Source organism: Phreatobacter sp. GW821-FHT04C01, from assembly GCF_059420385.1.
The window spans coordinates 348,453-363,405 of record NZ_JBWKTP010000008.1 but is presented as its reverse complement, the minus strand read 5'-3'; the positions used below and the strand labels follow the sequence as shown (position 1 = coordinate 363,405).

Here is a 14,953-nt window from a genome sequence, read left to right as displayed (position 1 = left end):
TGAGCCTGGAGGATTGCGATGCTGCTTGAGAAGAATCTGATCGGCGGAAGCTGGACCGGCGGATCCGAGGCGCTCGAGATCCGCAATCCCTCCGACCTGAGCGACGGCATCGGCAGCTATGGGCTGGCGACCGTCGCCGATGTCGGGGCGGCCTTCGGTGCGGCGCGCAAGGCACAGCCGGCCTGGGGCGCGGCGACGCTCGAACAGCGCTCGCTGGTGCTCGACGCCATCGCCCGCGGCATTTTCGACAACAAGGAGCGGCTCGCCGGCATCCTCGCCCGCGAGGGCGGCAAGACCGTTCCCGACGCGCTGGGCGAGGTCGTCCGCGCCGGCCATATCGCGCGCTTCTTCGCCGGCGAGGCGCTGCGCATGCCGGGCGAAAAGCTCGGCTCCGTGCGGCCGAATGTCGATGTCGAGGTGACCCGCGATCCGGTCGGCGTGGTCGGCCTGATCACGCCGTGGAACTTCCCGGTGGCGACGCCGATGTGGAAGATCGCGCCGGCGCTCGCCTTCGGCAATGGCGTGGTCTGGAAGCCCTCGGAGAAGACCCCGACCATTTCGGTCGCGATCGCCGAGATCGTCGCCGCCTCGGGCATTCCGGCAGGTGTCTTCAACATGGTGATCGGGCGCGGCCAGGATGTCGGTGCCGCCGTCATCGCCCAGGCCGATGCGGTGTCTTTCACCGGCTCGTCGAGCACCGGCCGACGCATCGCGGTGGCCTGCGCCGAGCGGCTCATCCGTTGCCAGATGGAGATGGGCGGCAAGAACCCGCTCGTCGTGCTCGACGACGCCAATCTCGACGTCGCCGCCGACATCGCGGTCAACGGCGCTTTCTTCCAGCAGGGCCAGAGGTGCACCGCGTCCAGCCGGCTGATCGTCACCTCCGGTATCCACGACGCCTTCGTCAAGGCCTGCGCCGAGCGGCTCGCCAGGCTGCGCGTCGGCCATGCCCTGAGGCCGGAAACACAGATCGGGCCGGTCATCGACGAGGTCCAGTTCGCCAAGAACCTCGGCTATATCGACATCGCCAAGACCGAGAATGCCCGGCTTGCCGCCGGCGGCCAGGCGCTGGAACTCGACACCCGCGGCTATTACCTCGCGCCCACCCTGTTCGCGGATACGACCAATGCCATGCGGATCAACCGCGAGGAGGTCTTCGGGCCGGTGGCGACGGTCATTCGCGTCGCCGACTACGACGAGGCGCTGGCGGTTGCCAACGACACCGATTACGGCCTGTCGGCCGGCATCGCCACGACGTCGATGAAACACGCCCGCCATTTCCAGCGCAACGTCCAGGCCGGCATGACCATGCTCAACCTGCCGACCGCCGGTGTCGACTATCACACGCCTTTCGGCGGGCGGAAGGCGTCGAGCTATGGCCCACGCGAGCAGGGCCGTTACGCGGTCGAGTTCTATACCCAGATCAAGACCAGCTACCTGTCGGTCTGAGGCCGGCCAATCCTTCGTGACGAAACAATCGTGACAAAGCCCGAGGAAACTCCCATGTCGGCATCCGCTACCTCCACCAGGATCGGCTTCATCGGCCTCGGCCGCATGGGCCGGCCCATGGCCTCCAACCTGCAGAAGAAGGGCTTTCAGGCGCTCTCCTTCGACGTCAACCCGCAGGCGATCGCAGCGCTCACCGCGATCGGCGGCCGGGGCGCCGCCTCGATCGCCGAGGTGGCGGCGGGCAGCGACGTCATCTTCACCATGCTGCCGGCCTCCGCGGAGGTGCGCAGCGTCGTGCTCGACGGCATCGTGCCGGCGGCCCGGCCCGGCGCCGTCGTCGTGGATATGAGCACCATCGATCCGCTCGATACCGACGCGGTGGCGGCTCGGGCCCAGGCCGCCGGCCTCGGCTTCGTCGATGCGCCGGTCGGCCGGCTCGCCACCCATGCCGATCGCGGCGAATGCCTGTTCATGGTCGGCGCGGAGCCGGCGCATTTCGAGCAGGTCAAACCCATGCTCGAGGCGATGGGCTCGACCATCCATCACTGCGGCGCGGTCGGCACCGGCATCCGCATGAAGGTGGTGAACAACTATCTCGCCATCGCCGCCTGCCAGCTCAATGCCGAGACGCTGACGCTCGCCACCCGTTTTGGCCTCGATCCCGAGCGCACCATCGACATTCTCAACGGCACGACCGCCAATAACGGCCACCTGAAGACCAATTTCCCGGTCAAGGTGCTGGCCGGCGATATCGAGCCGGGGTTCCAGATTGATCTCGCCCACAAGGACCTGGGGCTGGCGCTCGCCTCGGCCTCGGCCATGAAGGTGCCGCTGGCCATGGGAGCCGCGGCGCGCGAATGCCTGCAGCTCGCCCGCTCGCGCGGCTTCGGCGGCAAGGACTTCTCGGCGCTGCTCGATGCCTGGTGCGATCTTGCCGGTGTCATCCCGCCGCGCCTGCCGGCCAGATCCTGACGCGCGGTCTCATGGTTGCCGGGAGCCTCTTGCCATGACGTTGCCGCTTGGCACCGACAGCGCCTATTTCCTCGACCTCTATGCCCGCTACCGGCGCGACCCGTTGTCGGTGCCGGCCGACTGGCGGGTGCATTTCGAGGAGGAGGGCAGGGACGAGGCTCCCGCCACGACCGGCGATGCGCTGGCGCGCCGGCTGGTCGAGGCCTATCGTCTCCATGGCCACCTGGAGGCCGGGCTCGACCCGCTCGGCCTCGATATCAGGCAGCCGGTGCCGGCGCTCGAAATGCTCCGCCGCGAGGTCGAGGCGGCGCCGGGTCGGCAAACCAGCGTCGCGATCGGCGGCGGGCACCGGGCGACGACGGTCGGCGCGCTGGCGAGCGACCTGCGCGGCCTCTATGCCGGCTCGGTCGGCCTGGAGGCGGCCCAGGTGACCGACGACGCCGCCCGCGACTGGCTTCACGAGGCCTTCGAGGAGGCCTTTGCCGCCTCTGCCGAGCCGGATCTCCAGGCGCGCGCGCTGGAGGCCATCGTGCTCGCCGATACCTTCGAGAATTTCGTCAAGGTCAAGTTCCCGTCCAAGAAGCGCTTCGGCATCGAGGGGGCGGAAACCGCCATGGTGTTCCTGCGCGAGCTGCTCAGGGACGCCTGTCTCGCCGGCTTCGAGGAGACGGCGATCGGCGGCATGCATCGCGGCCGGCTGGCGACGCTCGCCACCGTGCTCGGCAAGCCGGTCGGCGTGCTGCTCGCCGAGATCAAGGGCCGCGACCTGACCGAGGGCGGTCCCGACTTTACCGGCGATGTACCCTATCACCTCGGCTATGCCGGCGAGCTCGTCCATGGCGCGCATCGCATGAAGCTTTCGATCTCGCCGCATCCCTCGCATCTCATGACGGTGGCGCCCGTCGCCACCGGGCTTGCCCGGGCGAGGCGGACGCCCGGTGCCGACGAGGTGCTGTGCCTGCTGCTCCATACCGATGCGGCTTTCGCCGGCCAGGGCCTGGTCAGCGAGGTGCTGCAGCTCGGTGGCCTTGTCGGTTACGATGTCGGCGGCACCGTCCATCTCGTGGTCAACAACCAGATCGGCTTCACCACCACGGCCTCCGAAGGCCGGTCCTCGCGCTATTGCACCGATGTCGGCAAGGCGGTGGGCGCACCGGTGCTGCACGTCAACGGCGACGATCCCGTGGCGGTGGCGCGCGTCGCGCGGCTCGCCCTGGCCTGGCGCCGACGCTTCCGCCGCGACATCCTGATCGACCTCGTCTGTTATCGCCGCAACGGCCATAACGAGCTGGACGAGCCGCGCTTCACCCAGCCGAAAATCTGGGCTGCGGTCGACGGCCGGCCGGCGCTGCGCAAGAGCTTCGGCGAGGCGGTCGCCCTGGCCGATCCGGCCGCGGCAGCACAGATCGATGCCGTCGCCGGCGAATTTCACGCGCTGCTGCAGCGTGGTTATGAGGGCATAGACAGCCTGCGGCCGAATGACGGGCCGGCCGGCCCGCCCAACTGGGCCGCGATCCGGCGTGCCGGCGCTGAGCAGATCCTGCTGCCGGTCGCGTCGGGCGTGCCGCTGGAGGTGCTGCGCCGCATCGGGCTGACGGCCTCGACCATCCCGCCCGACATCAACGTCCATCCCAAGGTGGCGCAGTTCTACCGGGCACGGCTCGACAGCCTTGAGGCGGGGGCCGGCATCAATTTCGCCACCGCCGAAGCGCTCGCCTTGGCCTCGCTGCTCGCCGAGGGCAGGGCGGTGCGCCTCTCCGGCCAGGACAGCGTGCGTGGCACCTTCACCCAGCGCCACCTCGCGGTCCATGACGTCGAGACGGGCCGGGCGGCGGTGCCGCTCGCGGCCGCTTCGCTTGGTGGCACCCGGTTCGAGGCGGTCAACAGCCCGCTGTCGGAATATGCCGTGCTCGGCTTCGAATATGGCCACAGTCTTGCCGATCCCGATCGGCTGACGCTCTGGGAGGCACAGTTCGGTGACTTCCTGAACGGCGCGCAGATCATGGTCGACCAGTTCATCGTCTCGGCCGAGGCCAAGTGGGAGATGATGTCCGGCCTCGTGGTCCTGCTGCCTCACGGGCTCGAGGGCCAGGGGCCGGATCATTCCTCGGCCCGCATCGAACGGCTGCTGCAACTTTGCGCCGGCGGCAATATGATCGTCGCCAATCCCACGACGCCGGCCAATCTGTTCCATCTGTTGCGCCGCCAGGTCGTCGCGCCCTGGCGCAAGCCGCTTTTCGTGGTCGCGCCGAAATCGCTGCTGCGGCACAAGGCCTGCGTCTCGGATCTCGCCGACATGGCCGCCGGCACGTCGTTCCGCGAGGTCATTGGCGAAGACGATGTGCCCGGCGCAAGGCGCGTCGTGCTGTGCTCCGGCAAGATCGCTTATGACCTGGCGCGAGCCCGTGCGGTGCTGGGGCTCGACCGCGAGGTCGCGCTCATCCGGCTCGAACAGCTCTATCCCTTTCCGGCCGCAAGGCTCGCCGCGGCGCTCGAATCGCACGGCGCGGCCGAATGGATCTGGTGCCAGGAGGAGCCGGAGAACCAGGGAGCGCTGGCTCATGTCCTGGAGCTCATGCGGCGCACCGGGCTTGCCGCCGGCCGTCCCCTCGGCGCGGTTGCCCGGCCGCGCTTGCCGGTCGCCGCCGGCGGCTCGATCGAGCGACACGAAAGCGAACAGGAGCAGATCGTCAGGCGCGCGCTTGACCTCGACCACCTGCCGATGATTGATGCGGCCGGAGCGACGCGCCCGTTTTGACCGCCTCCCGGTTCGCTCGACGGAGGCCTTTCGGGATCGGCCGCAGTCCGACATCATCCAGCGATGCCGTCCTTTGAACCTGTTCGCGCCATTACCCGCGGGTTGACCGTGCTTCGCCTCGTCAGCGAGGAGGGGCCGATCACCGCGACCGATCTCGCGCGCGCCGCCAAGCTGCCGCAGCCCACCGTGGTGCGCATTCTGGAGACGCTGATCGAGGCCGGTTACGTCTATCGCCGTTCCGACGGGGCGACCTTCGGCGTCACCGCCCGGACCAAGACGCTGAGCAGCGGCTTCGACGCCGCCTCGCGGCTGGTGCAATTGGCCGAGCCGCTGATCGAGGAGCTTCGGGCCGAGATCGGCTGGCCGTCCAACCTGGCGACGCTCGAAGACAATGCGATGGTGATCGCCTACACCAACCGCAACGCCAAGGGCCTGTCGATCCCCGGCCGGCTCGGCGCCCGCATCCCATTGCTCGCCACCGCTACCGGTATCGTGCAACTCGCCGGGCTTGCCCCCGAAGCGCTGGAGGCCCAGCTCGCGAGGCTCAGGCAATCCCAGGAGATCTGGGACACGGCACCGGAACTCTGGGCCAGTCTCGACGAGCGGCTGGCCGCCGCCCGCCGCGACGGCCACGCCTTTGCCCATGAGCGCTATCTCGATGCCGTCTATCAGTCGCAGATCTGGGCGGTCGCCGTGCCGGTCGTCGTCAACGGCCAGACCGAGGCCGCGCTGAGCAGCCTCGTGCTGCGCGGCGCCGGACAGCGGGCGCGCCTGCTCGCCGGCATTCTTCCGGCGTTGCGGCGCACGGCGGCGACCATTGGCGAGACGCTGGCGCAGGAATCCGACGTCCGCGCCGGCGCCGGGCGGCGGTGAACGCTTAGGCTCCGGCCTTCTCCAGGCCGTCCACGACTGTCGCCAGAGCCTTCAGGAACACCTCGCGCTCGGCCTCGTCCAGCCCCCTCAACGCCTCGGCATTGACCGCCGCGATCGCCGCGCGCACCGCCGGCATCTTCGCCATGGCTTCCGGTGTCAGCGAAATCAGGCTGCTGCGGCCGTCCTGGGGATCGGGCCGGCGCGCGATGAGGCCGTCGCGCTCCATGCGGGCCAGCGTCGCCGCCATGGTCGGCTGCTCGATGGCGGCGGCTTCGGTGAGCGCCTTCTGCGACAGGGCCGCGCCGTCGCCCAGTGCGAAGAACACCGGAAGATGGCCGGAGGAGACGCCGATCTCCTTCAGCCGGCGATCGATGGCGCGGGCAAACAGCCGCGCGGCCCAATTGGTCATATAGCCGGCGGAACGGGTGCGTCGAAAGGTCATTGCATAGCTTGCTATTTAAATGTATCGTATGCTATATAACAATGCGATCGGATCATCCGCAAGCGCGGGCCGCCGGTGCCTCGGGCCCTGGCAGGGAACCACTGCCCGCCATGACATTTCCGACCCGATCCATGGATCACCGGCCGCTCGCAAGAGGAGCATTTCGCCATGACCGCACGCCTCGTCTTCAACATCATGGCCATTTGCGGCGCCGCCACCTTCGCCGGCGCCATGCTGAATATCGGCCTGTCCTTCGGTGCCTATTGGAAGAGCCTGGCACCGGCCGACTTCCTCGACTGGTTCGGTGCCAATGGCCAGCTGATCGGCCGCACCATCCCGCTATTCGTGGTCCCGACGCTGATCGGGCTCGGCGGATCGCTTTGGTTCGACTGGCACGCGCCGGCCGCGCGCTGGCTGTGGCTTGCATCCCTGGGCGCGATCCTCGGCATCACCGTCATCACATTCGCCTGGCACCTGCCGGCCAATGCCACCTTCGCGGCAAAGTCGGTTCCGCTTGCCGAGGTCCCGGCGACGCTTGACCTCTGGCTTCGGCTGCATGCGGCCAGGATCGCGCTCGGCCTGATTTCCGCGGTCCTGGGCGTGATCGCGATCAGCCGGTGAGGCGAGGTCCACGCCGGGGATCACGGCCGCTGCGGGCGGCGCGCCAGCGGGATCACCAGGTGAACCATGCCGAGCACCATGGGCGGCACGGCGAGGGCGGTGACGGCGCAGGTCGGCCAGCCCTGAGTGAACGGAGCAAGGACGAACAGCACGACATTGATCAGCACATAGGCGCCGAACATCAATGCGGCCAGGAAGCGGACATGCGCGAGCGCGGCGGTGCGGGCGAAGGTCATGGCGAGGATTTCCATATTGAAACGATACGGATCGTTCTTATGTGGCGCTTGATATAGACGGCTCGTTTCGTTACGACAAGGGGGCGTTTATGAAAAAGCTGTTCCCGGGAGATCGCCATGGCGGTTGGACGAAATCCGAAGCCAAAGCTGAAACCGAAACCGAAACCGGCCGTGCGTCGCGCGTCGGTGGGCGCGCGGCGCAATCCGGACAGCGAGACCGCGGTGCTCGCCGCGGCGCGCGCCTTGCTCGTCGAACGCGGTTATGCCGGCTTCTCGATCGACGAGGTCGCCCGCCGGGCAGGCGCCGGCAAGCCGACCATCTATCGCTGGTGGCCGACCAAGGCGGACCTGTTCATCGCCGTTTATGCCGAGGACAAGACGGCCTCGATCGCCGGCGCCGATACCGGCTCATTGGCGGGCGACCTCACGGCGTTCACCCGCGCGCTCTGGGCTTTCTGGCGCGAGAGCCCTTCGGGCCGCGCCTTTCGTGCCCTGGTGGCGGAGGCGCAGGCGAGCGAGGCGGCACTTGACGCGTTGCGCAACAAATTCCTGCCCGAACGGCTCGACCATCCCAGGCATATTTTCGCGCGCGCCGCCGAGCGGGGCGAGATCGCCGAGACCGATGTCGAGATGCTGCTGACGCTTTATGTCGGCTTCAACTGGTTCCAGCTGTTGACCAGCCGCATCGACGACGATGCCGCCGCGATCGAGCGGATGGCCGGTGCCATCGTCCGGGCAGGCGGGGCGCCGCCACGCGCGCCGGAGGCCGCCCCGCCGGCCAAGCCGCGCGCCCGCACCAGCCAGATGGCGCTGCAACTGACGCTGCTGCCCGAGGACTGATCGTGTCGCCGCCTGGCGTCGCGGCGCCAGGCGGCGACACCTTAGAATTCGTTTAAACTATTGAGTTTGCGGCTTTTTCGGGAAACCTATAGAGATCGGCGCGGTGTGATGACCAGGGCCGGGAGGCGAGGTGACCAACGCGCTCGCGCCGCTGCTCGACGGGCCTCTGGCATTTCTCAAGCCGAAGATTGCCTATGCCGATGATCGGCGCGAGGCCGTGCGCGGCGTCGATCTCGTCGACGCGGAGATCCTGCGCGAGCTCCTGGTGCGTTTCGGCGCGGCCTATCCGGGCCAGGACCAGCGCGCGATTGCGTCGCTCTGGTCGAAATGGCTGTTTGCGGTGGTGCTGGAACCTGTGCTCGCCACCAGCATGCTGGCCGACTGGGCGCTGCCGGTCGGGCTGGGCGATATCGGCTTGGTCCTGGCTGCCGACGGGCGGGTCGAGGCGCTGAAACTCGGCCCGGTCGGAGCCGGGTTCAAGCCGGCATCGGCGGAGCTGCGTTTCGGGGCGCTGATCGACGATCATCTTGCCTTGGTCATCGGCGCCCTGGCGCGTGAAACCGGCATCACGCCACGGGTGCTCTGGAGCAATGCCGGCAACTATTTCGAACATGCCGTGGCGACCGCCGGGCGAACGGGCTCGGCCGCCTGCCCGGGGGTGGTCCACGGCCAGGAATTGCTCGCCAGCCGGGCGAGGCCCGACGGGCGGTCCAATCCGCTGTTTGCGCCGGTCTATTACCGCGACCCGCAAGGCCGGACCGGCAGGCGCCGGCGGATTTGCTGTATCCGCTACCTCATTCCCGGACAGGGCTATTGCGGCACCTGTCCGATCGTCAGGCAGGAGCGGGCGGAGCCCGGGGCGGCCGAGCGGCGGGCATCCGGCGTTCGGGCCTGACGATCGCGTCCGGCGCGCCGCTTCGGCGCTGTCCGCCGCTCAGCCGCGCCGGCTCAACTGCCACACCAGATAGGGCATGCCGATCAGCGCCGCCACGAGGCCGGCCGACAGCTCATAGGGAAAGATGACGGTGCGGCCGATCCAGTCGGCGCCGACCATGACGATGGCGCCGATCAGGGCGGCGCCGAGGAGCTGGGCGCGGGCGCGCGCCAGGCCGAGCATGCGGGCGAGATGCGGCGCGATCAGGCCGACGAAGCTGAGCGGTCCGACGGCCAGCATGGCCGCGGCGACCAGCACGGCCACCGCGATCATGATCGACAGGCGGGCCCGGCGGAGATCGACGCCCAGCGCCTGGGACGACGTCGCGCCGAGCGGCAGGATGTCGAGCCAGCGCGCCATGGCGAGCGCCATCGGAATGACCGAGCCGGCGACCAGGGCGCTGGCCAGCACGGCCGCGCCATCGGCGAAATAAGTGGCGCCGGAGATCCACATCAGGAGCTTGGCGGCCCGGAAGTCGCCCATGGCGAGGAACAGGACGACAAAGGCGTCGAGCAGCGCGCTGAGCGCCAGCCCGGTAATCAGCAGCGGCTCGGGTGCGAAATGCGAGCGCCAGCCCGTCCACAGCAGGATGGCGGTGACGCCGAGCGCGCCGGCCGCCGAAAGCCCCAGCACCAGCGCCGGGGCAGGGTTGGTGGCGATCAGCATGGCGGTGATCACGCCGGCGCCGACGCCCGCGCCGATGCCGAGGATTTCCGGACCGGCCATCGGATTGCCGGTCAGGCGCTGCAACAGCACGCCGGCGACCGCCAGCATGGCGCCGGCGGCGAGCGCCACTCCGATCCGCGGCAGGCGCCAGGGCAGGGCGGCCGCGAGCGTGTCGGTCTGTATCAGGTGCAACCCCTGGGGGTCGCGCCCGGCCAGGATGGCGAGGCTGACGGCGAGGCCGAGCAGGATGACGAGGGCAAGCCAGGTCGTGGGCCGCGCCGGGCCGCCCGCGAGGGCCGTGGGCGCTGATGGCGGTGGCAGGCCGGCGGTTCTGAGCCGCGGTAGCAGCCAGAGCAGGATGGGGGCGCCGAGCAGCGCCGTCGCAGCTCCCGTCGGCAACAGTTCGGCAAGGCTCCGGCTGGCGAACTGCACGATCTGGTCGACCAGCACCAGCAGCGAACCGCCGACCAGCGGCGTGATGACGAGGCGGCTGGCGAGCCGGCGCGCGCCCATCAGCCGGGCGATCTGCGGCGCGGCGAGCTCGAGGAAGCCGATGATCCCGACCGCCGCGACGATCGTCGAGGTCAGCATCACGGCCAGCGCCAGCGCCAGGACGCGCAGGGCGGCGACCGGCACGCCTAGCGCCCGCGGCGCGTCCTCGTCGAGCGCGAGCAGTTCCAGCGGCCGCCGCAGCAGCACGATCAGGCCGGCGAGCACGGCCAGCCGCGGCAGCAGCGTGGCGGTCACCGACCAGTCCTGCTGGGCGAGCGATCCCGCGCCCCAGATGAACAGCGCGGCGATGTATTCCTGGTTGACGATCTTCAGCGCGGTCGACAGCGCCCAGCAGGCGAGGCCGATGACCAGGCCCGCCAGGATGAGCGTCAGCGAGGAGAAGCCGCGCGCCCAGGTGATCGCGAACACCGCCGCGGTCACCGCGGCGGCGCCGGCCAGCGCGATGATCTCCTGCCCGGACAGCAGCAGGGCCGGCGCCCAGATCGTGGCCGCCACCAGCGCCAGCTGCGCCCCGGCGGAGACACCGAGCGTGGTCGGCGAGGCCAAGGGATTGCGCAGCACCTGCTGGAACACCAGGCCGGCGAGCGACAGGCCCGCGCCGCACAGGAAGGCGGTGACGAGCCGCGGCAGGCTGCTGAAGTGGAACACCAGTTGGGCGACGCTGTCGCGTTGCGGGTCGATCGCCGCGGCGAACCACTGGCCGGGCGGCAGGCTGAGCGTAAAGCCGAGGCAAGCGACAACGAGCGCGACGCCGCAAAGCGCCAGCGCCGCCGGCCAGGCGCCGGGGCCGCTCCGCTCAGCCGGCATGGCGGTTCGCGGTCCCCGCCAGGGCCCTTGCCACCAGGCCGGCGAAGCGACCGGCGGCGGTCACGTCGCCAAAGGCCCAGACCGGATCGATATGCGTCACCTGGCCGGCCCGGACGAAGGGCAGCGCCCGCCACAGGCCGGGCCGTTCGAGGCTCGCCGAGACCATGGGCGGCGTCGGCTCGATCACCAGGATCCGGGCATCGGCATAGGCGGCGAGCTCGGCGATGTCGGCCAGCGAGAAGCCCCAGACATTGGTCGGGCCGCGCCAGGCGCTGGCGAGGCCGATCCGGTCGAACACATCGGCGAACAGGCTGCCGCGGCCGTAGACGCGGACGTGGCGGGCGTCCATGAAGCCGATGGCGAGCACCGGGCGGCCGAAGCTGCCGATCCGCTGGCGGGCATCGGCCATTGCCCGTTCGAAGCGATCGAGCAGGCCGGCCGCGGCATCCTGCCGGCCGAAGGCGGTGCCGAGTTCCCGCACCGCGGCCAGCGCGCGGTCGAGCGGCCGCCGGTCGTCGGAAAACAGATCGATGGTCAGGATCGGCGCGATGCGCCGCAGCAGCGGCCGGGCATTCTCGCTCTGCCGGGTCATGACGATCAGGTCCGGCTTCAGTGTGGCCAGCAGTTCCAGGTTCGGTGCCGTACGCAGGCCAATATCGCGCACTTCGGGCGGCAGGGCGGGCTCGGCGACCCAGGTCCGGTAGAGTCGGGTCTCGGCGACGCCGAGCGGGGTGACGCCGAGGCTCAGCAGCGTCGCCGCCAGGCCCCAGTCGATGGCGACCACGCGTTCCGGCGCGGCTGCCCGGGCCGGCCGCGACAGTGCCGCGCCGAGACCGAGCGTGAGCGCCGCGAACCGGCGTCGTGTCGTCAGCGCGCAAGCAAGACCTGGCCGCGGCGCAGCGCTTACCACCGGTAGGTTGCCGCCAGCGTTGCCCGGCGCCGGTCGCCGTAGAAGCAGGCACTGGCCGACGAACACGAGGCGACGTGCACGGTGTCGAACAGATTGGTGACGTTCAGCCGGAAATCCCAGTTGCGATAGCGGTATTGCAGGCCGGCATCGACCAGCGTGTAGGCCGGCACCGGCAGGCTGTTGGCGGCATCGGCGAAGGAGGTGCCGACATAGCGCAGGCCGGCGGAAGCGCCGAGCCCTTCCAGCGGTCCGCTCTGCAGCACGTAATTGACCCAGATCGAGCCGGACTGACGCGGAATGCCCGCCGGGGTATGGCCGATGGCCGTGAGGTCGAGGTCGTTGGTGACGCGCGGATCGGCCAGCGAATAGGACGCGATGAGCTTCAGCCCCTGGGCGAGGTCGACGGCGGCCTCCAGCTCGAAGCCGCGCGAACGGATCGCGCCGATCTGGGCGGTCTGGAAGGCGGGGGTGTAGATCGTCGTCGAGACGTTCTGGCGGTTGATTTCGAAAAGCGCGGCGGCGAAGGTGACGTTCCAGCCGGTTGGCCGGTATTTCACGCCGACCTCGACGCCCCGGCCGGTTTCGGGAGCGAGCATGCCGCCGGTGGCCGCGTTGATGCCGACCTGCGGGTTGAACGAGGTGGCGTAGGAGACATAGGGCGCCAAGCCGAAATCGGTCGTGTACATCAGCGCCGCGCGGCCGGTGAAGCGGCCGACATCGCTGGAGGCGCTGCCGCTGGGCGTCAGATGGTTGTCGAGGCCGGTATTGACCGTGTCGTAGCGGCCGCCGAGCGTCAGGCTGAGCCGGCCGAACTTGATCTGGTCCTGGGCGTAGAAGCCCACCTGGGTCTGGGTGATGGTCGCCAGCGTGTAGCGCGAGGTCACCGGCGCGACTGGCGTATAGACGGGATTGAGCAGATTCAGCGACGGGCCGGCCGCATAGCCTTGCTCGTCGTCGATCCGGTAGCGCTTGAAGTCGACGCCGAGGAGGAGCGTATGGCCGAGCGCGCCGGTGGTGAAGCGCGCCTCGGCCTGGCTGTCGAGGTTGAACTGATAGGCCGTCGGCGTGGTGACGAAATTGCCGCGGGCCAGCAGGCCATTGGCCGGCGGGCCGTCATAGCCGACGCCGTAAAGCGTCTGGAAATCCACCGAGAGATAGCTGAACCGGGCGTTCTGCCTGACGGTCCAGACATCGTTGACGCGGTGCTGCAACTGGTAGCCGACCATTGCCTGCTCGCGGCGGAAATGGTCGCTGTCGGGGTTGCTGGTGAACAGCTTCGTGGAGATGCGGCCATAGGGCGCGTTCACCACCGTGCCGACATAGGGCAGGAAGTTCTGTCCGCGCGTCCAGTCGCGGGTATAGGAGGCCAGCACCGTGATGCTGGTGTCTTCGTTCGGCCGCCAGGTCAGCGCCGGCGCGATGTGGATGCGCTCGTTATTGGTATAGTCGGTCTGCGTGCCGCCGGCCCGGCCGAGCGCTGTCAGCCGGTAGAACCATTGGCCGCTCTGGCCGATCGGCCCGCCGACATCGATGGCGCCGTAGCCGTTGCCGTGGCTGTCTATGCCGGTTTCGGCGGTGCCGCCGGCCACCGTCGGCGGCTTCTTGCTCACCGCATTGATCAGGCCGCCGGGATCGCCGCCGCCATAGAGGGTGGAGGCCGGGCCGCGCAGCACCTCGATACGCTCGAGGCTCCAGGGTTCCAGCTTCCAGGTGGCGAAGGCGGTGGAGAAGAGCTGCGTGCCGTCGAGGAAATAGCCGGTCGTCTGCTGCGGGAAGCCGCGAATGATGAACCAGTCGTTGCGCGCGTCGGCGCCAAAGCTCTCCGAGCGGATGCCCGGGGCGTAGCGCGTCGCCTGCACCACCGATGTCGGCCTCTGCAGGTCCATCTGCTCGGCGCCGATCACCGTGATGGCCTGCGGCGTCTCGATCAGCGGCGTGTCGGTCTTCGCGCCGGTGGCGCTGCGCGTGGCGATAATGCCGCGCACCGGTCCCGTCGCCGTTTCGGCCTGGCCCTCGACGACGACTGGATCGAGGCTGATCGTGTTGCCGGCCGGCGAGGCGGGCGCCTGCGCAAGCGCCGCGACTGGGCCGCCGAGCAGGGCAGGACAGAGGCAGGTCGACAGCAGCAACAGCCGTTTCCGGGCTCGGCCCATCGTTTTGCGTGAACCATGTTGCGCGCTGCCGAGCTCGATCGGGCAAAGGCGCCTCTGCGCAGGTCGGGCCATGGTCATGTTCCAGCAGTGCGAGGTTGTTGCGTCGCAATGACATGGAAAAAATTCAATATCAATAGTTGATGCTAACTATTGAATTGTTCAAAACAAGAAGTATTTCATTGTAATAATTCAAATATAGGCGGTAATTATTGGGGAAGTTTCGTAGGTTGTTACCCTGATCTCCCCCTGTGGGCAACGGGATGAGGCCGGGCGGGACTGCCGGGCGCAGAGTGGAAGCCCCGTCTTCGGTGCGAGACGGGGGTTCTCGTTCGAGACCTCAGCCTTTGCGCGGCTTGCCGGCTTGCATGGCCTCGAAGCCTTTGAGCTCGGCCTGCACATCGGCCGGGAAATCTCCGAACTCCTGCACCTGGCGCACCTCGACGGTGGCATTCTCGTCGCCCGGGCAGCGCAGGGCCCAGGCCACCGCCTCGGCCTTCGACGTCACGTCGATCATCCAATAGCCGCCGAGCACTTCCTTGGTTTCGGAGAAGGGGCCGTCGGTCACCTGGGGCTTGCCGTCCGGAAAGGTGACCCGGACGCCCATGGAGGGGGGATGCAGGCCGTCGAGCGTGACCAGCACGCCGGCATCCTTCAGCTCCTGATTATATTTCATCATGGCCGCCACTGCCTTGGCGTCCGGCAGCGTGCCGGGGGCGGCGGTCTCATAGCCCTTGGGGATCATCAGCATCATAAAGCGCATGGTCATCGTCCTTCGCGAT

At 68.9% G+C, this 14,953-nt stretch carries 13 protein-coding genes; 7 read left to right on the top strand and 6 right to left on the bottom strand.

What is annotated here, in order from left to right:
* Positions 1-18 precede the first annotated feature (18 nt).
* From AC07WJ_RS27470 to AC07WJ_RS27455, 4 genes are all read left to right on the top strand, one after another.
* The gene (locus AC07WJ_RS27470; RefSeq protein ID WP_494937871.1) at positions 19-1,449 is read left to right on the top strand and encodes an aldehyde dehydrogenase family protein; all 1,431 of its coding nucleotides are present in this window, start codon (positions 19-21) and stop codon (positions 1,447-1,449) included.
* 54 nt (positions 1,450-1,503) lie between these two features.
* Entirely contained in the window at positions 1,504-2,421 is a 918-nt protein-coding gene (locus AC07WJ_RS27465) for an NAD(P)-dependent oxidoreductase (RefSeq protein ID WP_494937870.1), read from the top strand.
* Positions 2,422-2,455: 34 nt separating this feature from the next.
* Positions 2,456-5,179, top strand: coding sequence for a 2-oxoglutarate dehydrogenase E1 component (locus tag AC07WJ_RS27460; RefSeq protein WP_494937869.1), 2,724 nt, complete (start codon positions 2,456-2,458; stop codon positions 5,177-5,179).
* 63 nt (positions 5,180-5,242) lie between these two features.
* Positions 5,243-6,052 carry a helix-turn-helix domain-containing protein gene (locus tag AC07WJ_RS27455; RefSeq protein WP_494937868.1) on the top strand — a complete coding sequence of 270 codons (810 nt, stop codon included), beginning with the start codon at positions 5,243-5,245 and terminating at the stop codon, positions 6,050-6,052.
* Between the two features lie 4 nt (positions 6,053-6,056).
* Here AC07WJ_RS27455 and AC07WJ_RS27450 read toward each other — a convergent pair whose 3' ends face one another.
* A complete protein-coding gene (locus AC07WJ_RS27450; RefSeq protein WP_494937867.1) occupies positions 6,057-6,494 on the bottom strand; it encodes a MarR family winged helix-turn-helix transcriptional regulator in 438 nt (145 codons plus the stop codon).
* A gap of 168 nt (positions 6,495-6,662) precedes the next feature.
* On the opposite strand from AC07WJ_RS27450, the gene AC07WJ_RS27445 reads away from it, so the two are divergent.
* A complete protein-coding gene (locus AC07WJ_RS27445; protein ID WP_494937866.1) occupies positions 6,663-7,115 on the top strand; it encodes an anthrone oxygenase family protein in 453 nt (150 codons plus the stop codon).
* Between the two features lie 20 nt (positions 7,116-7,135).
* Here AC07WJ_RS27445 and AC07WJ_RS27440 read toward each other — a convergent pair whose 3' ends face one another.
* Complete coding sequence (locus AC07WJ_RS27440) at positions 7,136-7,351, bottom strand: hypothetical protein (protein ID WP_494937865.1); 216 nt, start codon at positions 7,349-7,351, stop codon at positions 7,136-7,138.
* Positions 7,352-7,468: 117 nt separating this feature from the next.
* Here AC07WJ_RS27440 and AC07WJ_RS27435 point away from each other — a divergent pair, with 117 nt between their 5' ends.
* Both AC07WJ_RS27435 and fhuF read left to right on the top strand, forming a co-directional pair.
* Positions 7,469-8,191 carry a TetR/AcrR family transcriptional regulator gene (locus tag AC07WJ_RS27435; RefSeq protein WP_494937864.1) on the top strand — a complete coding sequence of 241 codons (723 nt, stop codon included), beginning with the start codon at positions 7,469-7,471 and terminating at the stop codon, positions 8,189-8,191.
* Between the two features lie 130 nt (positions 8,192-8,321).
* Positions 8,322-9,086, top strand: a complete 765-nt coding sequence (gene fhuF / locus AC07WJ_RS27430) for a siderophore-iron reductase FhuF (RefSeq protein WP_494937863.1) — start codon at positions 8,322-8,324, stop codon at positions 9,084-9,086.
* A 39-nt stretch (positions 9,087-9,125) separates the two neighbouring features.
* Here the strand turns inward: fhuF and fhuB are convergent, their stop codons facing one another.
* The 4 genes from fhuB to AC07WJ_RS27410 all read right to left on the bottom strand — a co-directional run bounded on the left by fhuB (position 9,126) and on the right by AC07WJ_RS27410 (position 14,934).
* Positions 9,126-11,111, bottom strand: coding sequence for a Fe(3+)-hydroxamate ABC transporter permease FhuB (gene fhuB, locus AC07WJ_RS27425; protein ID WP_494937862.1), 1,986 nt, complete (start codon positions 11,109-11,111; stop codon positions 9,126-9,128).
* On the bottom strand, positions 11,101-12,021 hold the full coding sequence (locus tag AC07WJ_RS27420) for an ABC transporter substrate-binding protein (RefSeq protein WP_494937861.1): 921 nt from the start codon (positions 12,019-12,021) through the stop codon (positions 11,101-11,103). The genes fhuB and AC07WJ_RS27420 overlap by 11 nt, the downstream gene beginning before the upstream one ends.
* Positions 12,015-14,150 (bottom strand): TonB-dependent siderophore receptor, encoded by a 2,136-nt coding sequence (locus tag AC07WJ_RS27415; protein WP_494937860.1) that lies wholly within the window; start codon positions 14,148-14,150, stop codon positions 12,015-12,017. The genes AC07WJ_RS27420 and AC07WJ_RS27415 overlap by 7 nt, the downstream gene beginning before the upstream one ends.
* 361 nt (positions 14,151-14,511) lie before the next feature.
* Positions 14,512-14,934, bottom strand: coding sequence for a YciI family protein (locus AC07WJ_RS27410; RefSeq protein WP_494937859.1), 423 nt, complete (start codon positions 14,932-14,934; stop codon positions 14,512-14,514).
* Positions 14,935-14,953 lie beyond the last annotated feature (19 nt).